Consider the following 19,065-nt stretch of genomic DNA (forward strand, 5'->3'; position numbering starts at 1 on the left):
GTTATGTCAAAAAAAAGCATCGGATTCATACCACTACGAAAAAACTCAAAGGGCATCCCCGGCAAGAACAAAAAGAAACTGTTGGGCAGACCCTTGTTCACTTGGGTCTTGACGGAGGCCATCTTCTCAAACCTTGACGAGGTCTATGTCTTTACCGATGACGATGACATCATCGATTACATTTCCCAGCATTTTAAATGGGCGCCAAAGGTGAAACCCTTGAAACGCTCCGATGAAAATGCTTCGGATACGGCTTCCACCGAAGCCGCCATGTTGGAGTTCTGCGAATCCGCACAGATAGATTTCGATATTTTTTGTCTACTACAGGCCACATCGCCCCTCACCAAAAGGAGCGACATCAACGCGGCCTTGGCCCAATTGGACAATGGAGGTTTTGATGCTGTCCTCAGTGTAGTGAATACCCACCGTTTCACTTGGTCCAAAGATGGCAAACCGTTGAACTACGACTACAAGGCAAGACCCAGACGACAGGATTTTGATGGACTTCTTATTGAAAATGGGGCGGTCTACTGCACCAATAAAGAAGTACTTCTGGAGTCCAAAAATAGGTTGAGCGGTTCCATTGGCCTTATTGAAATGCATGAGGAAACCTTGGTGGAGATTGATTCAGAAACTGACTTTCAGATTATTGAGCAATTGCTGATTTCCCATTTCAAATCCAACAAATCCGCCCAACGCATCAACCACTTTATTTTAGATGTGGATGGCGTTTTCACGGACGGAAGCGTCACCTTCAACAAAGAAGGGGAATTTTCCAAACGCTTTGACATGCGCGATGGCATGGGACTGGAAGTATTGCGCGAGCATGGGGTCAATGTCATGGTCATGACTTCCGAAAATTCACAAGTAGTGGGTCAGCGTATGAAAAAATTGAAGATAGCGGATACCTTTTTGGGTGTAAAGGACAAATATTCGTTTCTGGAAAACCTTTGTTCGGAAAGAAATATCTCCCCAAAGGAGATTGCCTATATTGGGGACGACGTAAACGATTGGAGCAACATCCTAAGGGCCGGCTGGTCCTTTTGCCCATCAAACGCAACCAAACATATCAAACACCATGCGGATATGGTCTTAAAGAACAAATCTGCGCAAGGTGCCATTCGCGAGGCTTGCGAATTTATCATCAACTATAATCTAAGATTCAATGACCTATAAAGAACCCTATATCATTGCCGAAATCGGATGCAACCACAAAGGCGACATGAAAATCGCCAAGGAGTTGATCAACATGGCCAAGATTTTTGGCAATGCCAACGCGGTAAAATTCCAAAAGCGGAACAATAAAGAATTGCTTACCGAGGCGCAGTATAATGCCCCCCACCCTAATCCCATCAACTCTTACGGGGATACTTATGGGGCACACCGAGAATTTTTGGAGTTCGATGTGGACCAACACCAAGAATTGAAAGACTATTGCGAAGAAGTAGGTATTACTTACTCCACTTCGGTTTGGGAAACCACATCAGCCAAGGAGATTGCCGGATTGAATCCGGATTTTATCAAAATCCCATCCGCCTGCAACAACAATTTTGAAATGTTGGGATGGCTGTGCGATAATTACCATGGGGAAATCCATATCTCAACGGGAATGACCACCAAGGACGAAATCAAAATACTTGTGGACTTTTTTGATGAGCGAGGTAGAGGCAAAGACTTGGTCGTCTACAATTGTACCTCGGGCTATCCCGTCCCTTTTGAGGATGTCTGCCTCTTGGATATTTTAACCCTTCAGGAAAAATATGGGGACAAGGTAAAAAGCATCGGGTTTTCTGGGCACCACTTGGGAATTGCCATAGATGTTGCCGCCTATACTCTGGGCGCCCATGTCATTGAACGGCATTTTACCCTTGACCGGACCTGGAAAGGTACCGACCATGCCGCCTCCTTGGAGCCTATGGGACTTCGCAAACTGTGTAGGGACCTCAGGGCCACCCACAAAGCATTGACCTACAAACAAAAGGACATTCTGGATATTGAGAGTGTACAGCGCGAAAAGTTGAAATACAAAAAATAAATGGGTGCCGATTTTAATGAAGAGCTGCAAAAATGCTTCGATGTCCTGAAGCAAGGCGGACTGATTCTTTACCCTACCGATACCGTTTGGGGCATTGGTTGCGACGCCACAAATCCTGAAGCCGTCCAGAAAGTATATTCCCTTAAAAACAGGGAGGACAGCAAGGCCCTTATTTGTCTTGTGGCCAATCAGGCTATGTTGGAGCGCCATGTAAAAGAAGTCCCCGAAGTGGCCTATGATATCATGGATTTGGCTACCAAACCCACAACCATTGTATTTGATGAACCCATTGGTGTGGCTCAAAACCTGGTTGCCGAAGACAATACTTTGGCCATACGGGTGGCTTCGGACAAGTTTTGCCAATACCTCATCAATAAATTTAGAAAGCCCATTGTATCCACATCTGCCAATATTTCTGGAGAACCTACCCCAAAACGGTTCAAGGATATCGGTCCTGAAATTTTAAAAGGAGTAGACTATGTGGTAAATTTGCCGGACGAAAACAAAGATCCTTCCCCATCATCCATTATAAAATTGGGCAATGACGGGCAGGTGAAGGTAATCCGGGAATAAAATGACGCAAGAATTCCACACAGAGGCCATACAACATCCTATTTTTCAGCTTATTGGAGAAGCTTCCGATGAACTGGGCGTGGACTCCTATGTGATTGGTGGATATGTCCGTGATTACTTTTTGAACCGAAAAACACCCAAAGATATTGATATCGTTGCCGTGGGCAGTGGAATTCAGCTCGCCAAAGCAGTGGCCAAAAAATTAAAGGGGAGACCGGACATCTCGGTTTTCAAGAATTTTGGGACAGCCATGATCAAACACAAGGATTTGGAACTGGAGTTTGTGGGTGCAAGGAAAGAAAGCTACCACCGGGACAGTAGAAAACCCATAGTGGAAGATGGCACTTTGGAGGATGACCAGAACCGACGTGATTTTACCATCAACGCTATGGCTCTGGCACTGAACAAAAACAATTTTGGGCAACTTCTGGACCCTTTTGACGGACTGGCCGATTTGGACAGGGAAATCATCCGGACCCCTTTGGAGCCCGGCATCACTTATTCCGATGACCCTTTGCGTATGATGCGGGCCATCCGGTTTGCCTCCCAACTGCATTTTACCATAGAATTGAAATCGCTCCAAGCCATTTCGGAAAACCAAGAACGTATCAAGATTGTTTCCGGGGAGCGCATTGTGGACGAACTTCATAAAATATTGCTCAGTGAAAAACCATCCGTAGGTCTTTCGTTGATGCACAAAACAGGACTCTTGCCCATTATACTTCCAGAATTAACGGCTTTGCAGGGCATAGAGGAAATTGAAGGGCAACGGCATAAGGATAATTTTTGGCATACCTTGGAAGTGGTGGACAACATTTCCGAAACCACGGACAACCTTTGGTTGCGATGGGCCGCGCTTCTGCACGACATTGGAAAGGCACCCACAAAAAAGTTCCATAAAAAAATCGGGTGGACCTTCCACGCCCACGAATTTGTTGGGTCCAAAATGGTTTACAAACTCTTCAAGCGTTTGCGGATGCCCTTGAACGAGAAAATGAAGTTTGTACAAAAAATGGTGTTGATGAGTTCCAGGCCTATCGTTCTGGCCGAAGACCATGTTACCGATTCCGCGGTACGGCGATTGGTATTTGACGCCGGCGATCATGTGGACGACCTGATGACCCTCTGCGAAGCGGACATCACCACCAAAAATCCCAAGAAGCAAAGAAGGTACAAGAACAATTTTCAAATCGTCCGTCAAAAAATAGTGGAAGTGGAAGAACGGGACCATATCCGTAATTTCCAGCCCCCGGTTTCCGGTGAGGAAATCATGAAAACCTTCAATTTAAAGCCTTCCAAGGAAATCGGTATCATCAAAGAAGCCATCAAAGAGGCCATTTTGGAAGGTGAAATTCCCAATGAATATGAGGCCGCTTACCAGTTTATGCTGGAAAAAGGCAAAAAAATGAACTTAAAAGTCCAATCGGAATGAAAACGAACAAAGCTGTGGTGTATTGGTTGTTGACGGGCTGTGCGCTCATTTTTGTGATGGTATTGGTAGGCGGAATTACCCGGCTCACCCATTCCGGCTTGTCCATATCGGATTATAAATTGATCCACGGCACCCTTCCTCCCATGAACGAACAAGCATGGCAGGAGGCGTTTGACCTTTACAAACAGTACCCAGAGTACCAAAAGCTGAATTCCCATTTTGATATTGAGGATTTTAAGGACATCTACTTTTGGGAGTGGCTGCACCGCTTTATTGGAAGGTTTATTGGCATGGTCTTTATTTTGCCCTTTCTGTATTTTCTGTTCACAAAAAAACTGGACCGGCCTACCATTAAAAAATGTTTGGTCCTTTTGTTTTTGGGTGGATTTCAAGGCTTTTTGGGTTGGTATATGGTAAAAAGCGGATTGGTGGACCACCCCGATGTTTCCCATTTCAGGTTGGCGTCCCACCTCACCATGGCCTTCCTTACCTTTGCGTTCAGCCTTTGGGTGGCTTTGGACCTGATCTACCCTACTAAAAAAGAAATCAACCGCAGTATACGGAACCTTATCCGGATTGGATATGTGATCCTGTTGCTCCAAATCATCTGGGGTGCCTTTGTGGCCGGATTGGACGCTGGTTTTATCCACAACCATTGGCCCATGATGAGTGAGGGAAAATTGATGCACGAGACCGTTTACATCGAACATCAACCTGTAATAAAGAACTTTTTTGAAGGTAAGAGTGGCGTGCAGTTCGTGCACCGCTACTTGGCCTATATTGTGGTTGGATTTATAGCCCTTATTTGGTTCAAAACCCGAAAAGTGGAACGCACACCCCTACAGGAAAAAGGATTGAAACTGTTATTGGCCTTGGTTGGTTTGCAATTTGTTCTGGGGGTACTTACGCTAATATATGCGGTTCCCTTGTGGTTGGGCATTGCACACCAGATCGGAGCATTTTTCCTTTTGGCGGCCATGACCTTTACCTTGCATCGGTTCACCAAATAACACCTATTTGTCGTAAATTTGTGCCCACTCTAAAATTTTTTGGATGATTTATAAGATCAGGATTATTCTTGATGCTGAGGAAGATATCTTCAGGGACATTGAAATTGAGGATAACAACACGTTGGAAGAATTCCATAATGCCATAACCCAAGCCTTTGGTTTTGAGGGTGGTGAAATGGCCTCTTTTTATACCTGTGACGAGGAATGGAACCAAGATGAGGAAATCGCTTTGTTTGATATGAGTGAGAACGGTTCCGACGTCCGGTTGATGAATGAAACCGCACTGGATGATGTCATGACCGAAAAAAACCCAAAGATGATCTACGTGTACGACTTTTTCAGCATGTGGACCTTTTTTGTGGAATTGGCCGATATTGTGGACAAGGAAGATGGAAGAATTTATCCCAATGTCCTCTTCAGTTTTGGGGAACTCCCTGATTCTCCCCCAGAAAAAAAGTTTGAATCTGACCCTGATGCTTCCGTTGATTTTGACAATCTTCTGGACAGTTATGACGACATGGATTTTGACGAAAACTGGAACTAACAACCCCTAACTCCTAACTCCTAACTCCTAACTCCTAACTTAAAAAATGCTAAACCTATATTCCGCCCAAATTGAAAGTATATCCCTCCACAGAGTGGGCAACAAGAGTAAAAACGAATCTGCCTTTTTATCAGCGGAGCCTTTTTCCCTGAATGATGAAATGGCCGGATTGCTCAAAGAATACTTTTTTAAACCTTTTCGGGAGAAGGAAGAGAACTATTTTCGATTTTTCAATGATGTAGATTTGGAGTTCAACGAAGTGTACAAATCGGTTGCTGAATTGTTCTTGGACCACGGAACGGCACATGAGGCCTCAAAAAAAATTACGAGTCACCTGTTTGAACAATCCAACCACCCCCATATCAAAAGTGGGGAAGTGTATGTGGTTCATTTTTCGGACATGATCATCGACAATAAAAAAACCGATGCCGTAGGCATTTTTAAAAGTGAGTTAAAACATGATTTCCTTCAATTTCAGGAAAAGGAGCAGAATCTGGAAATCTTGATTCGACAGGGCATCAACATCAACAAACTGGACAAGGGCTGCATCATTTTCAACATGGAAAAGGAAGAAGGCTTCAAAGTGCTGTCCGTTGACAGTAACCGTTACGACGCCAAATATTGGTTGGAGAACTTTTTGGGCCTTGTTCCCCTGACCGATGAAAACTTTTACACCAAAAACTACCTCAAGTTCTGCCAAAACTTTGCCAAGGATGTGGTATTACCCGCTGAGGACAAACAACAGGAAGTGCTATTCATGAACCGCGCGGTGAACCACTTTGCCAAGAACGATGCCTTTGAGGAGACCTCTTTTTTAAATGAGGTGATGGAAAACCCGGAATTGATTCCCGAATTTAAGCACTACAAGGTTGAAAAAGGTCCCAAATACAGCATTGAGGACGTTTCCAATTTTGATATCGCCAACAAGGCCGTATCCGATGCCCGAAAGAAAATCAAGAATGTCATTAATCTGGACACCAACATCCAGATAAAAATGGACTTCATCAATCCTGAATCCGCTCAAAAATTTGTGGAAAAAGGTTGGGACGAGGAACGACAGATGTACTACTATTTGGTGTATTTCAACAAGGAACAGAAGAGCTAGAATTTCTTTTCGATAATCTGTTTCATACTTACATCCTCATAATTCCGTTTCACAAAATCCAAGGCCGTGGCCAGCACTTCGCCCATGTTCTTGCATTTTTTAAACTCCACATCGTGGGTAAAATCCTGTAGTTCACCCTTCAAAAGTTCGACATTTTCAGGCAACGAAATCTCATCGATTTTAACACTGCTGATCAATCGTTTGATTCGGGTACCGGAACTGATGATACGTTTGGCCACTATGGAGCGTTCCTCAATTTTATATTGATCCACGGAATACTCCTGCAATTTATTGGTCACCAGTTCCACCATCTTCAAATTTTCCTTGAAGAATTGGGGCAGGTACACCTTAAATTTCCCCTCGAAGCACTGTTGATCAAAATCAATGGCCCGGATGCGGTACACCACATGGTCAAAATCATGGACAGGGACAATGACATAGTTGTAGGAGCGCATATCGCCCAACAAGCGGATCATGCAACGCTCATTGAACTTCACAAACTCCTTGGCCAATTGCGCCTTCTCGGATTCGGAACATTTGGGCAGCATGTCCTTGATGAAGACATCCCCCGGAATTCCTGCAATATGTTCCTCGATAAGCGTTCCCTTATACACCAAAAAGTTAAGGTTGTACGGGGAGAGCATATGCTCCAACTCCAAACCGTACACCCGTGATGCATCGGTCTTCTTCACATAAAAATAGGTGTAGTTGTCGTTGAGGATGTTCCGTACTTTGATACGAAAAGGTTGAGAATTCCCGAAGGTGCAAAAATCAATGGCATCAACATTTAAGTACTCCAGAATTCGGTCACTACCATCTGAATGCAAAATGGAATAGACCTGTTTTAAGCTCTGATCGATTTCCTGCCGGTCAAAATCCGAATAATACACCCTTACCCAAAGCGTATCTTCCTCGTTGGCATCGTAGACCACCACGGAACCCGAAAAACGGAGCAAATCATCATAAAAAATGGGGATCTCTATCTTTCTATTGTATTTATGGAGATAACTATCCAGTTTTTTATGAACCGGATAGGCAGGCTTTTTCTTGGACATTAGTCTTTCCTCGGACATTCTTTTCCTATTTTGTAACAAATTGTACAATACCTCGTCAAGTTACTATAAACTAATCAAAAAACGATTCCATCTTGGAGACTATACTCACCGTAAATCACCTCACCAAAAAATTTGGCCCATTGACCGCGGTCAAAGACCTTTCTTTTTCCATAGAGAAGGGTAACGTCTATGGTATATTGGGACCCAATGGCAGTGGCAAATCCACCACTTTGGGCATTATTTTGAACGTGGTGAACCGGACTTCAGGTGATTTTAGTTGGTTCGATGGTTCCACCTCTACCCATGAGGCCTTGAAAAAAGTGGGGGCCATTATAGAGCGCCCCAATTTTTACCCGTATATGACCGCTATCCAAAACCTTAAGTTGGTCTGTAAGATCAAGGAAGTACCCGAAACCAAGATTCAGGAAAAATTGGAATTGGTGGGCCTTTGGGACAGGCGTGATAGTAAGTTCAAGACCTATTCCCTTGGAATGAAGCAGCGTTTGGCCATTGCCTCTGCCCTACTCAACGACCCTGAAATCCTTATTCTGGACGAACCCACCAATGGATTGGATCCACAAGGTATCCATCAGATACGGGAGATCATCAAAACCATTGCCGGGCAAGGGACCACCATTTTATTGGCGTCCCATTTGTTGGACGAGGTGGAAAAGGTGTGTTCCCATGTGGTCATTCTTCGGAAAGGTGAAAAATTGTATTCGGGCCTTGTGGACGGCATGATGGCCAGTCATGGCTTTTTTGAGCTTCGTTCTGAAGACATGGACCAACTCAAGACCCTTTTGGAGCAACATGCAAGTTTTGGGAAAATCGATAGTTACAATGGCACCCTTACCGCCTATCTCAAGGAGGAAATGGACGCTGAGTCCCTCAACAAAATGTTGTTTGAAAAAGGCATTGTGCTTTCCCATCTGGTAAAACGCAAGGAAAGTCTGGAACAACAATTTTTAAACCTGACCAAAAACAACTAATCCACCAAACGAATGCTACGTCTCCTACAAATAGAATTCATAAAGCTTTGGAACAACAGGGCCAGTAAAGTACTGATCATCTCCTATTTTATCCTATTGACTTCCATTGCGCTGATTGCCGCCATCAAATTCGACATTGGCCCGGTGCAATTCCACTTGGCCGACCAAGGAATTTTTAATTTCCCCTATATATGGCATTTCAACACCTTTGTGGCTGCCATTTTTAAGCTGTTTTTGGCCATAGTCATTGTCTCCATGATGGCCAATGAATATAGCAACAAGACCATCAAACAAAATTTGATAGACGGGTTTTCCAAAAAGGAATTCCTCATGTCCAAGGTACTCACCGTAGTTTCCTTTGCCTTGATTTCTACGGTTTTTGTGTTTGTGGTGTCCTTGATTTTGGGGTTGACCTATTCGGACTACAACGAGTTGTCCATCATTTTTTCAGATTTGGAGTTTTTATTGGCCTTTTTTGTAAAGTTGGTCGGCTTTTTCTCTTTCTGTCTCTTTTTGGGCATTTTGGTAAAACGATCGGCCTTTGCCCTTGGGTTCTTGATCCTTTGGACCATATTGGAGCAGGTCGTCTTTGGCCTACTGGGTTGGAAGGTCATGAGTTGGCCCGCCGCCAAACGGGTCAAGGATTTCTTTCCTTTGGAATCCATGATGAACTTGATCAAGGAACCCGGTTCCAGACTTTCCGCAGTACAGAATATTGGGGACCAAATCGGGGAAAACCTTCGGTTTGACTACCATACCTATTGGTACGAGTTCTTGATCGTCATCTTTTGGACGGCCATATTCATCTATTTGTCTTACCTACTGCTTAAAAAGCGTGATTTGTAGTATCTTATGATGATTTAATCATCTTGGATGTTAAAAAAAGTACTCTTTTTTTTCACCTTTTCCTTTATGGTCTTTGGACAGGCGCAGGTCTGCCCCAACTTGGTCAGTCCGGCCGAAGGCTCCTCCAATGTCCCCGTGGATACCACTATCAGTTGGCAACCTGATGAGGATGTACAGGCATACATTATTAGCTTGGGGACCACTCCGGGAGGCTCTGATCTCTTGACTCCTCAATTTTCCGGGGGAACATCCTACACCCCTCCCTTGGGGCTACCGGAGGATACGGACATTTATGTGACCATTACCTTGTTCTTTTTTGACCAACCCAACATTACCTGTCCCAGTAGGCAATTTAGGACCGGACTATTGACCTCACCCCCCACTTGTACCCAGTTGACCAATCCTTTGGATATGGACATCAATATAAACCCCTCCACCAACATCTCATGGGGTTATGCGTCTGGAGCCACTGGGTACCGAATAAGTTTGGGCACTACCGCTGGCGGCACCGATATTTTGGACAATTTTGACGCGGGAAATACATTGACCTTCAACCCTATTGATGACCTACCCCCGGAACAGACCATCCATGTAACCATAACACCCTATAATAGAATTGGGCAAGCCATAGGCTGCTCTTCCCAACTGTTCACCACCAGTGCCGTTTCGGAATTGCCCAACTGTACCAGCATGATATATCCTCCCAATGGTGAAATCAACGTGCCACTTACACCCTTGCTGCAATGGAATGAAGTTCCTGACGCTATAGGGTATCGGGTAACCATTGGGTCATCACCCAACCAAAGGGACATCTTGGACAATGCCACATTTTATACCAATTCCACGCTGGTAATTGACTTTGAACCCAACAACACTTTTTTTATCAAAGTAACTCCTTTCAACGATGCAGGTGAAGCCTTGGGATGCATTCAGGAAAGCTTTACCACTTTATTGGGTTGTGGACCTTATTTGGATATAGATTCAGGGGAATTCGTAACCCTAAACCCAAAAATCGATTTTCCGGAAACCGTATCCTTTTGCGAAGACCAAGCCCCCTTATCCATTTCCTCAAGTGATGATGCAGATGGCTTTAGATGGTTTCAAATAGATCAGTTTGGCCAGGAAACCTTAATTTCCGAAACAAGGGAAGCATCCATTCTAGAGCATGGAACGTATAGATACGAAGCCTACACCTTGGTTTCCCAAAACGGCAATGAGATAGAATGTCCTACAAGCATGGAATTCAATGTTGTCTCTTCCGAAACTCCGACCATTGACCGTTTGGACTTTGTTGAGAATACAAGTTCACTCCAAGTTACCGTGCATACCTCAGGGGCCGGAAACTACGAGTATGCCGTGGACAACAGGAATGGACCCTATTCTAACAGTAATATTTTCAGTGGATTGGAACCGGGCTCGCATACCTTTTACGTAAGGGATAAAAACGGATGCGGCATCGCCGAAAAAACATTCACCCAAGACCTTACCGTAGAAGGGTTTCCCAAATTTTTCACCCCCAACGGGGACAACATCAATGATTTCTGGCAATTCATACAACCTCCCAACGCGGATGAAATCATACTGAAACGTATTTATATTTTTAATCGGTACGGCACCCTTTTGAAGGAAATCTCCCAAAATTCAATCGGTTGGGACGGCAATTTCCGGGGGCGACCGTTACCTGCCGGGGAATATTGGTTCAAGGCCATTGACGACTCCAACAGGGAAGTTCACGGACACTTTGCCCTAAAGCGATAATATTTCCCATTCGCTTTATTATAGCCTCTCCCTTTACTATTTTTATCCTATGAAATTTCAGGTAGTATCAGACTTTAAGCCTACCGGCGACCAGCCGCAGGCGATAAAACAGTTGGTAGAGGGTATTGAAGGCAATGAACGCCACCAAACCTTGTTAGGGGTGACCGGTTCCGGGAAGACTTTTACCGTGGCCAATGTGGTGGAATCCGTACAACGGCCCACGTTGGTATTGGCGCACAACAAGACCCTTGCCGCACAGCTGTATTCCGAGTTTAAGCAGTTTTTCCCGAACAATGCCGTGGAATATTTTGTATCCTATTATGATTACTACCAGCCCGAGGCCTATATTCCTACCAGTAGATTGTACATAGAAAAAGACCTTTCCATCAATGAGGATATTGAAAAACTCCGGTTAAGCGCCACTTCTTCCCTCCTTTCGGGGCGCAGGGATGTATTGGTGGTCGCTTCGGTTTCCTGTCTATATGGTATTGGAAACCCCATTGAATTTCAAAAGAACGTGATTACCATCCATAGGGACCAGGTGATTTCACGAACAAAATTCCTGAAACAATTGGTACAAAGCCTCTATTCCCGTACCACGGCAGATTTCAGAAATGGGAATTTCAGGGTAAAGGGCGATGTGGTGGATGTATTTCCCGGTTATGCGGACCATGCTTTCCGCATTCATTTTTTTGGGGATGAAATCGAGGAAATAGAAGCACTGGACCCCTTCAACAATAAGGTCATTGAAATCTATGATTCCTTGAACATTTATCCGGCAAACATGTTTGTTACCTCCCCGGATATACTCCAAAATGCCATTCGACAAATACAGGACGATTTGGTAAAACAAGTGGATTATTTCAAAGAGATTGGTCGACCCTTGGAAGCCAAACGATTGGATGAACGAACGAATTTTGATTTGGAAATGATCCGAGAGCTGGGATATTGCTCCGGAATTGAAAACTATTCCCGCTACTTGGACGGCAGGGAACCCGGCACCCGCCCTTTCTGTTTGTTGGATTATTTCCCGGACGATTATCTTATGGTGGTCGATGAAAGCCATGTGACCATCCCACAAGTCCACGCCATGTATGGTGGGGACCGCTCCAGAAAGGAAAATCTGGTGGAGTACGGATTCCGACTTCCAGCTGCGATGGACAACCGTCCTTTAAAATTTGAGGAGTTCGAGACCCTTCAAAACCAAGTTATCTATGTGAGTGCCACTCCGGCAGATTACGAACTGGAACTGAGCCAAGGCATTTACGTGGAACAGGTCATTCGCCCTACGGGGCTTTTGGATCCCATCATTGAGGTGCGACCCAGTGCCAATCAAATTGATGATTTGGTGGAAGAAATCCAACAACGTGTGGAATTGGACGAGCGTACCCTTGTGACCACGCTGACCAAACGAATGGCCGAGGAACTGACCAAGTATTTGGCTCGAATAGACATCCGATGTCGCTATATACACAGTGATGTGGATACCTTGGAACGGGTAGAGATCATGCAGGACCTCAGAAAAGGACTTTTTGATGTTCTCATCGGGGTAAACCTGCTCAGGGAGGGATTGGATTTACCTGAAGTCTCCCTAGTGGCCATTTTGGATGCGGATAAAGAAGGATTTTTGCGAAGCAATCGTTCCCTTACCCAAACTGTGGGCCGTGCCGCCAGAAACCTCAACGGCAAGGCCATCATGTATGCGGACAAGATTACTGAAAGCATGCAAAAAACCATTGATGAGACGAATTATCGTAGGGAAAAACAAATGGCCTATAATACGGAGCATAACATTACCCCGAAGGCCTTGAAAAAGAATCTGGACAATGCACTGGCCAAAAACTCAGTGTCCACCTATCATTTTCAAAAAGAAGAGTTGCGGGCCGCGGAACCCGATTTGGAGTACCTTACCCAAGATCAACGTGAAAAACTGATACGGGACAAGCGAAAGGCCATGGAAAAAGCGGCCAAAGAACTCAATTTTATGGAAGCCGCCAAACTACGGGATGAGATAAAAATGCTCCAAGAACAGGACTAAAAGAAAGCGCGCCCCAAACAATACTGCAGGGGCGCGCCAACTAACTAACCAACTAATCCAACCATCATGAAACACCTATAGTTGGTGCTCTTCATATTTTACTTACCCGATTGAAATCAATCGTTTGGGTTTGGGCAATGCCTCTTGTTTTTTGGGCAAGGTCAGCCTCAATATCCCATCCTCATATTTTGCATCGATTTTGGAACCGTCCACGGTTTCTGGCAAGGTAAAGGCCCTTTTGAAGGAAGAATAGGAAAATTCCTTTCGGGTGTAGTTGTCCTTGGTCTCTTCATTTTCAGATTTCATTTCGCTGGAAATGGTAAGGACATCATGGTCTACCTCTACGGTAAAATCATCCTTCTTGACCCCAGGAACAGCCAACTCCAATTCAAATTCCTTTTCATTGTCCTTAATATTGACCGCAGGGACCGTAGTGTTCCACTTATCGGTACCTCCAAGCCAATCAGGACCCATAAAATCGTTTAATAGGGATGGAAAAATCAGATTGTTTCTTTTTACTATACTCATGGCGATTTATTTTTTAGGTTAAACTTTCAATCACCATGCATAGGACAAATTATATACCACTAGTCAATTCATGCCTTTTTGACATGTTTTTAACATAGAATTATGACAATATGTCGTTAGTTGTAATGTGCCTTGAAAATATTGATCAGTACATCTGGCGGAATGACCTTATTGGGGTAGTTGTGCATCACCTCTAGAACTTGACTGATGGCAGCTGGAGGAAGCCCCATATGAAGACCAATGTTGTAGAGGGTGCTCACCTCCTTTTTATGCTGTTCTTGGTCAACGTTCATCAAGAGTAACAACCTGTGAAACTGGACTATACGCTCGGCTTGGGTTTTAAGGATGACTTTTGGGGATTTTTCACTCAAAAGATGATCAAAGACCTCTTTTTCGACTCCAAGGTTGGTGGCGACCTTGAGCAAAAATTGGTATTCGGATTCCTTCAAAGTATGATCCACCCTTGCAAAGGCGATCATCTCCGAAAGAATACTCAATTTTTCCTTGTAGGTACCCATGGGCGCTCACTATTTAACAGGTTCCTCTATTACATAACTCCAAAACCCCCTTTTTAGTACATAAGAAAGCCTTGGGGACTACCCAAGGCTTTTTATAATAAGCTTACATTTCTCGCCCGACTTATGCGGTAACTCGCACAGGAAGGGTAAAAACCTTACCGGAAGGGATGTTATCCAAATCCACCTTACGATAGTTCAACCTACCTTTGATAAAGTTTTCAAGACTGCTGTTCTCAGTGTCAACAGAAAGTACTACTAGTTCACCATCCTTATTGATGGTAAAGAAAACTTGGGCCGTCCAATCTTCTGAGGCCACCTTAAAGGAATTCTTTTTCAACATCCCTCGGATTTGTGCACAAAGGCTCGCCTCGGGATTCACGTCTGCTCCTGAGTTGGCAAAAACCGACATGGTGGCAAACAACATTAGGATCATTGAAACAACTTTGATTTTTTTCATGGTTTCGTTTTTTGATTTACTGATTTTGAATGGTGTTACTAATGAATTTCACATATAAATTCAAGTCAAAATTACTGTCAAAATCAACCAAGACCATGCCTCCATGAATGATTTAACCGACGTTTAATTCCTATAACGTTGGCTTAATATCCATAACTTTTCCATTTTCCAAAATGCATTTTGAAAGCTTATCACCATAGGTTCTATTTTAGGTAAAGACTTTTACAGAAAGTTCCCGTTTTCTGATAAATAGGAAAAGGATTACAGTTAAAAATGCATAAAATAAAAAAGGGCAACGTTAAAAAAACGTTGCCCCATATCTTGAAACAAAAGGGAAATTATCCCAAAACTTCTTTCACTTTATCAGCGGCCTCTTGGAACTGTACTGCAGAATGTACCGCCAGTCCAGAGTTATCTATAATTTCTTTGGCCAATTCCGCATTGGTACCCTGCAACCTAACAATGATAGGAACCTTGATGGCATCGCCCATATTTTTATAGGCATCCACTACACCTTGGGCCACACGATCACAACGTACGATACCTCCAAAGATGTTGATCAATATCGCTTTTACATTGGGATCCTTAAGAATAATCCTAAAGGCTTCCTCCACCCTTTTGGCATCAGCTGTACCTCCTACATCCAAAAAGTTGGCAGGCTCACCGCCGGCCATCTTGATCAAATCCATTGTGGCCATGGCCAACCCGGCCCCGTTCACCATACATCCTACGTTACCATCCAAATCCACATAGTTCAATCCTACTTCACGTGCTTCAACCTCAATGGGGTTTTCCTCGCGAAGGTCACGCATTTCAGCATAGGTCTTTCTTCTGTACAATGCATTGTCATCGATGGATACTTTGGCATCAACAGCCATAATTTTATCGTCCGAGGTCTTCAATACCGGATTGATCTCGAACAAACTGGCATCACTTTGCTCATACGCCTTGTACAATGCAGTGACAAATTTTACCATTTCCTTGAATGCAGTTCCGGAAAGCCCTAGGTTAAAGGCAATACGTCTTGCCTGAAAAGGCAAAAGTCCAGTTGCTGGATCAATTTCTTCGGTAAAGATCAAGTGAGGGGTCTTTTCGGCCACTTCCTCAATATCCATTCCTCCTTCTGTGGAGTACATGACCATATTTCTTCCTGAAGCCCTATTCAACAAAACAGACATATAAAACTCATTGGTCTCACTATCCCCAGGGTAATATACATCCTCGGCAACCAAAACTTGGTGCACTTTTTTACCTTCGGCAGATGTTTGCGGCGTAACCAGGTTCATTCCAATAATGTTCCCTGCCAATTCCTCAACCTCTTTCAAGTTCTTCGCCAGCTTAACGCCTCCACCTTTACCACGGCCTCCTGCATGTACCTGGGCTTTGATTACGTGCCATCCGGTACCCGTTTCCTGCGTAAGTTGTTTGGCGGCATCTACCGCTTCATTGGCATTTCGGGCAACAATTCCGCGTTGTATCCTTACCCCAAAACTGGCTAAAATTTCTTTTCCTTGATATTCGTGAAGATTCATCTGTGAATTAACTTTTGTTTGCCGACAAAAATAGAAAACCCCACCGAGAAATAGAAGATGAAAAAAGAATAATTGCCCTCTAAGGCCACAACTATAACAATTAGATGGGATTTTATAGGATTATCCCGTCAAATTTTAAAGTCCTCGAAGTCCAATGGATCAAAATTCTTGAAATGTCCATTCATTTCAATGACAGCCTTGGTGCGGTTTACTTGGTTTAAAACAGCCGTGGTGGACTCCAAATGATTTTTGATGAACAACAGCCGATCGGTCTCGTTGGAGATTTGTAGCAGTTCATATTCCTGTTCAAAAGAGAGTCCCATTTTATGGGCCAAGGTATAACTACTGAATTGTTTCGGGGAAATTTGGGTAAAGGGCACATCCATGAGGTCGTACAACTCCTCTACCATAACCAACACTTCCGTCCTCAGATTTTCATCAGCAGTGCTCTCCATATCCAAAAACTCAACGTCCCCACCCGCATAAAGTTTCCCTTCCATCTGGTTCTCAAAGGAAAGTATTTTAAATACTTGCCGGGCCACACAGACCACATCCATTTCCCCATTGTCATATGTGGTCACTACCTCGACCAATTGCACTTCGGTACCATAGGAAAGGGTATCGTTGATGAACACAGGAATCCCAAAAGTGATCGCTTCCTTTCTACAATCATTGATCAACTGTTTATACCGCTCTTCAAAAATGTGGAGCGGAACGGTCTCGCCAGGAAAAAAAACAGATTGCAAAGGAAATAGCGGTAGTCTCATTGTTGGAGTTTGCCTAAATGTACAATGCGAAACCCAAAAGAGCAAGTCCAAAAAAACACCGATTGTTATTTTTAAAACAATTTGTTACAAATATATTTACAGCGCTTTTATTCTTGTACAACCCAAGTACAAGGCTTAGTTTTGCGCGAAAGACTAATGATATGAATTCCAAAAATTTATTGAAGCTCGCAGGTGAGTTCGGGGCTCCACTTTACGTTTACGATGCTGAAAAGATAGCTTCGCAATACCACAGATTGACCCAAGCCTTTGAAGGCGTATCCAATCTTAGATTGAATTATGCCGCCAAAGCGCTGTCCAATATCAGTATCCTAAGGTTCATGAACCATTTGGGAAGCGGTCTGGACACGGTCTCCATTCAAGAGGTAAAGTTGGGACTTTTGGCAGGTTTTGCCCCTGAATCCATCATCTTCACACCCAATGGGGTCTCTTTGGAAGAAATTGAGCAGGCTGCGGCGCTTGGGGTTCAAATCAATATAGACAACCTATCCATTTTGGAGCAGTTTGGAAGCAAGCATCCGGATATTCCAGTTTGCATTCGGATCAATCCCCACGTAATGGCGGGAGGGAATTCAAAAATTTCCGTAGGACATATCGACTCCAAATTTGGCATCAGCATACACCAAATTCCACATTTGCTCCGTATTGTGGAACTCACCAATATGACCATAAACGGTATCCACATGCATACCGGAAGTGATATTTTGGACATTGATGTATTCCTTTACGCCTCGGAAATCCTATTTGAAACGGCCAAGAACTTCAAGGATTTGGAATTCATTGATTTTGGCAGTGGATTTAAGGTTCCCTATAAAAAAGGGGACATTCATACCAATGTAGAGGAATTAGGCAAAAAATTGACTGCTAGGTTCAATGAATTTTGTGCCGAATATGGTCGAGAGCTCACGTTGGCCTTTGAACCCGGTAAATTCTTGGTGAGCGAGGCCGGATACTTCTTGGCCAAGGTGAATGTGGTAAAACAGACCACCTCCACAGTTTTTGCCAGCGTAGACTCAGGATTCAACCATTTGATACGCCCTATGCTGTATGGCTCAACACATGAGATTGTCAACATTTCCAACCCCAAAGGAAGGGAGCGGTACTACTCTGTGGTAGGCTATATCTGCGAAACGGATACTTTTGGCAGCAATCGTAGGATCAATGAAATTTCCGAAGGCGATATTCTGTGCTTTAAAAATGCCGGGGCCTATTGCTTTACCATGGCCAGCAACTACAACTCGAGGTTCAGACCTGCGGAGGTTTTATGGTACAACGACAAAGCGCATCTTATTCGAGAAAGGGAAACCTTTGATGACATCCTCAAAAACCAGGTGGATGTAAAGGAACTTTTTGAGGCGCCCAAAAAGGAGGTCGTAAAATAATGGAGGTCATAGCCCTGCTAGTTGCCACCATATTCATCTTCCTTTCCGGATTGCATCTGTATTGGGTTCTTTTTGGTATCAAGGATCCTACCCAGGTACTCCCCACTACTGAAGAAGGTAAATTAATGATGAAGCCCGGAAAGGTGGGCACGCTTCTCGTAGGGTTGTTCCTAGCGCTTTTTGCATCCGTTTACCTTAACAAGGCTTTGAAATTCATCCATGTTGAAGGGTTGACCTACGTCTCGATGGGAATAGGTTTTCTGTTCTTGGCAAGGACCATTGGGGATTTTAAATATGTAGGTTTTTTCAAATCCGTGAAAAGCACAAATTTTGCATTCATGGATACAAGGTATTATTCCCCATTGACCTTGATGGTCGCTGTACTTATCTTCATTTTGGAGATGTGGGGTTGAATACTTTTTTGGCACAATTTTCGTTAGTTTTGTAATGATCGGTAGACCAATACCTCAAAACAAAA

19 protein-coding genes are annotated in these 19,065 nt (G+C 43.9%); 13 read left to right on the plus strand and 6 right to left on the minus strand.

Translation table 11 applies throughout. From position 1 onward, the window contains the following. Positions 1–3 precede the first annotated feature (3 nt). Genes ACPD8L_RS06890 through ACPD8L_RS06920 form a run of 7 tightly spaced genes read left to right on the plus strand, consistent with a single transcriptional unit; the run spans position 4 to position 6,699 of the window. A complete protein-coding gene (locus ACPD8L_RS06890) occupies positions 4–1,176 on the plus strand; it encodes a cytidylyltransferase domain-containing protein (protein ID WP_423942660.1) in 1,173 nt (390 codons plus the stop codon). Beyond that, a complete protein-coding gene (locus ACPD8L_RS06895) occupies positions 1,166–2,035 on the plus strand; it encodes an N-acetylneuraminate synthase family protein (RefSeq protein WP_116218243.1) in 870 nt (289 codons plus the stop codon). Before ACPD8L_RS06890 ends, ACPD8L_RS06895 begins: the two co-directional genes overlap by 11 nt. Further along, a complete protein-coding gene (locus tag ACPD8L_RS06900; RefSeq protein WP_421809810.1) occupies positions 2,036–2,608 on the plus strand; it encodes an L-threonylcarbamoyladenylate synthase in 573 nt (190 codons plus the stop codon). Position 2,609: 1 nt separating this feature from the next. Further along, positions 2,610–4,040: a CCA tRNA nucleotidyltransferase gene (locus ACPD8L_RS06905; protein ID WP_421809811.1), complete on the plus strand. Its 1,431-nt coding sequence runs from the start codon at positions 2,610–2,612 to the stop codon at positions 4,038–4,040. Further along, positions 4,037–5,050, plus strand: coding sequence for a COX15/CtaA family protein (locus ACPD8L_RS06910; protein WP_423942663.1), 1,014 nt, complete (start codon positions 4,037–4,039; stop codon positions 5,048–5,050). Before ACPD8L_RS06905 ends, ACPD8L_RS06910 begins: the two co-directional genes overlap by 4 nt. Before the next feature lie 43 nt (positions 5,051–5,093). Then, positions 5,094–5,594 carry an IS1096 element passenger TnpR family protein gene (locus tag ACPD8L_RS06915; protein ID WP_293301743.1) on the plus strand — a complete coding sequence of 167 codons (501 nt, stop codon included), beginning with the start codon at positions 5,094–5,096 and terminating at the stop codon, positions 5,592–5,594. Between the two features lie 46 nt (positions 5,595–5,640). Continuing rightward, entirely contained in the window at positions 5,641–6,699 is a 1,059-nt protein-coding gene (locus ACPD8L_RS06920; RefSeq protein WP_423942665.1) for a nucleoid-associated protein, read from the plus strand. On the opposite strand, the gene ACPD8L_RS06925 is transcribed toward ACPD8L_RS06920, so the two are convergent. Continuing rightward, complete coding sequence (locus tag ACPD8L_RS06925; RefSeq protein ID WP_116218249.1) at positions 6,696–7,772, minus strand: hypothetical protein; 1,077 nt, start codon at positions 7,770–7,772, stop codon at positions 6,696–6,698. The two genes, ACPD8L_RS06920 and ACPD8L_RS06925, sit on opposite strands and share 4 nt — an antisense overlap. Before the next feature lie 74 nt (positions 7,773–7,846). Here ACPD8L_RS06925 and ACPD8L_RS06930 point away from each other — a divergent pair, with 74 nt between their 5' ends. Genes ACPD8L_RS06930 through uvrB form a run of 4 tightly spaced genes read left to right on the plus strand, consistent with a single transcriptional unit; the run spans position 7,847 to position 13,385 of the window. Further along, positions 7,847–8,743, plus strand: coding sequence for an ABC transporter ATP-binding protein (locus tag ACPD8L_RS06930; RefSeq protein ID WP_293301748.1), 897 nt, complete (start codon positions 7,847–7,849; stop codon positions 8,741–8,743). A 12-nt stretch (positions 8,744–8,755) separates the two neighbouring features. After that, a complete protein-coding gene (locus ACPD8L_RS06935) occupies positions 8,756–9,589 on the plus strand; it encodes an ABC transporter permease (RefSeq protein ID WP_116218251.1) in 834 nt (277 codons plus the stop codon). Positions 9,590–9,616: 27 nt separating this feature from the next. Further along, the gene (locus tag ACPD8L_RS06940; RefSeq protein WP_421809815.1) at positions 9,617–11,347 is read left to right on the plus strand and encodes a T9SS type B sorting domain-containing protein; all 1,731 of its coding nucleotides are present in this window, start codon (positions 9,617–9,619) and stop codon (positions 11,345–11,347) included. Between the two features lie 49 nt (positions 11,348–11,396). Then, on the plus strand, positions 11,397–13,385 hold the full coding sequence (gene uvrB / locus ACPD8L_RS06945; RefSeq protein ID WP_423942667.1) for an excinuclease ABC subunit UvrB: 1,989 nt from the start codon (positions 11,397–11,399) through the stop codon (positions 13,383–13,385). A 102-nt stretch (positions 13,386–13,487) separates the two neighbouring features. Here the strand turns inward: uvrB and ACPD8L_RS06950 are convergent, their stop codons facing one another. From ACPD8L_RS06950 to ACPD8L_RS06970, 5 genes are all read right to left on the minus strand, one after another. Then, the gene (locus ACPD8L_RS06950; protein WP_293301755.1) at positions 13,488–13,913 is read right to left on the minus strand and encodes an Hsp20/alpha crystallin family protein; all 426 of its coding nucleotides are present in this window, start codon (positions 13,911–13,913) and stop codon (positions 13,488–13,490) included. Between the two features lie 116 nt (positions 13,914–14,029). Beyond that, on the minus strand, positions 14,030–14,431 hold the full coding sequence (locus ACPD8L_RS06955) for a TerB family tellurite resistance protein (protein ID WP_116218255.1): 402 nt from the start codon (positions 14,429–14,431) through the stop codon (positions 14,030–14,032). A gap of 121 nt (positions 14,432–14,552) precedes the next feature. Further along, on the minus strand, positions 14,553–14,888 hold the full coding sequence (locus ACPD8L_RS06960; protein WP_293301759.1) for a hypothetical protein: 336 nt from the start codon (positions 14,886–14,888) through the stop codon (positions 14,553–14,555). A gap of 338 nt (positions 14,889–15,226) precedes the next feature. Continuing rightward, entirely contained in the window at positions 15,227–16,420 is a 1,194-nt protein-coding gene (gene sucC, locus ACPD8L_RS06965) for an ADP-forming succinate--CoA ligase subunit beta (RefSeq protein WP_421809818.1), read from the minus strand. A 128-nt stretch (positions 16,421–16,548) separates the two neighbouring features. After that, complete coding sequence (locus ACPD8L_RS06970; protein ID WP_423942669.1) at positions 16,549–17,187, minus strand: LON peptidase substrate-binding domain-containing protein; 639 nt, start codon at positions 17,185–17,187, stop codon at positions 16,549–16,551. 161 nt (positions 17,188–17,348) lie between these two features. Between ACPD8L_RS06970 and lysA the strand changes: the two genes are divergently transcribed. Further along, positions 17,349–18,587 carry a diaminopimelate decarboxylase gene (gene lysA, locus ACPD8L_RS06975; protein ID WP_293301764.1) on the plus strand — a complete coding sequence of 413 codons (1,239 nt, stop codon included), beginning with the start codon at positions 17,349–17,351 and terminating at the stop codon, positions 18,585–18,587. Continuing rightward, positions 18,587–19,000, plus strand: a complete 414-nt coding sequence (locus ACPD8L_RS06980) for a DUF3995 domain-containing protein (RefSeq protein ID WP_421809819.1) — start codon at positions 18,587–18,589, stop codon at positions 18,998–19,000. Before lysA ends, ACPD8L_RS06980 begins: the two co-directional genes overlap by 1 nt. Positions 19,001–19,065: the final 65 nt, after the last annotated feature.

It is taken from the genome of Flagellimonas algicida (assembly GCF_049629585.1).
In the GTDB taxonomy this organism is placed as follows: domain Bacteria; phylum Bacteroidota; class Bacteroidia; order Flavobacteriales; family Flavobacteriaceae; genus Flagellimonas.

Coding starts and splice junctions, on each gene's coding strand:
- ACPD8L_RS06890 (WP_423942660.1), top strand. CDS start 4: ATGTCAAAAAAAAGCATCGGATTCATACCACTACGAAAAAACTCAAAG.
- ACPD8L_RS06895 (WP_116218243.1), top strand. CDS start 1,166: ATGACCTATAAAGAACCCTATATCATTGCCGAAATCGGATGCAACCAC.
- ACPD8L_RS06900 (WP_421809810.1), top strand. CDS start 2,036: ATGGGTGCCGATTTTAATGAAGAGCTGCAAAAATGCTTCGATGTCCTG.
- ACPD8L_RS06905 (WP_421809811.1), top strand. CDS start 2,610: ATGACGCAAGAATTCCACACAGAGGCCATACAACATCCTATTTTTCAG.
- ACPD8L_RS06910 (WP_423942663.1), top strand. CDS start 4,037: ATGAAAACGAACAAAGCTGTGGTGTATTGGTTGTTGACGGGCTGTGCG.
- ACPD8L_RS06915 (WP_293301743.1), top strand. CDS start 5,094: ATGATTTATAAGATCAGGATTATTCTTGATGCTGAGGAAGATATCTTC.
- ACPD8L_RS06920 (WP_423942665.1), top strand. CDS start 5,641: ATGCTAAACCTATATTCCGCCCAAATTGAAAGTATATCCCTCCACAGA.
- ACPD8L_RS06925 (WP_116218249.1), bottom strand. CDS start 7,772: ATGTCCGAGGAAAGACTAATGTCCAAGAAAAAGCCTGCCTATCCGGTT.
- ACPD8L_RS06935 (WP_116218251.1), top strand. CDS start 8,756: ATGCTACGTCTCCTACAAATAGAATTCATAAAGCTTTGGAACAACAGG.
- ACPD8L_RS06940 (WP_421809815.1), top strand. CDS start 9,617: ATGTTAAAAAAAGTACTCTTTTTTTTCACCTTTTCCTTTATGGTCTTT.
- uvrB (WP_423942667.1), top strand. CDS start 11,397: ATGAAATTTCAGGTAGTATCAGACTTTAAGCCTACCGGCGACCAGCCG.
- ACPD8L_RS06950 (WP_293301755.1), bottom strand. CDS start 13,913: ATGAGTATAGTAAAAAGAAACAATCTGATTTTTCCATCCCTATTAAAC.
- ACPD8L_RS06955 (WP_116218255.1), bottom strand. CDS start 14,431: ATGGGTACCTACAAGGAAAAATTGAGTATTCTTTCGGAGATGATCGCC.
- ACPD8L_RS06960 (WP_293301759.1), bottom strand. CDS start 14,888: ATGAAAAAAATCAAAGTTGTTTCAATGATCCTAATGTTGTTTGCCACC.
- sucC (WP_421809818.1), bottom strand. CDS start 16,420: ATGAATCTTCACGAATATCAAGGAAAAGAAATTTTAGCCAGTTTTGGG.
- ACPD8L_RS06970 (WP_423942669.1), bottom strand. CDS start 17,187: ATGAGACTACCGCTATTTCCTTTGCAATCTGTTTTTTTTCCTGGCGAG.
- lysA (WP_293301764.1), top strand. CDS start 17,349: ATGAATTCCAAAAATTTATTGAAGCTCGCAGGTGAGTTCGGGGCTCCA.
- ACPD8L_RS06980 (WP_421809819.1), top strand. CDS start 18,587: ATGGAGGTCATAGCCCTGCTAGTTGCCACCATATTCATCTTCCTTTCC.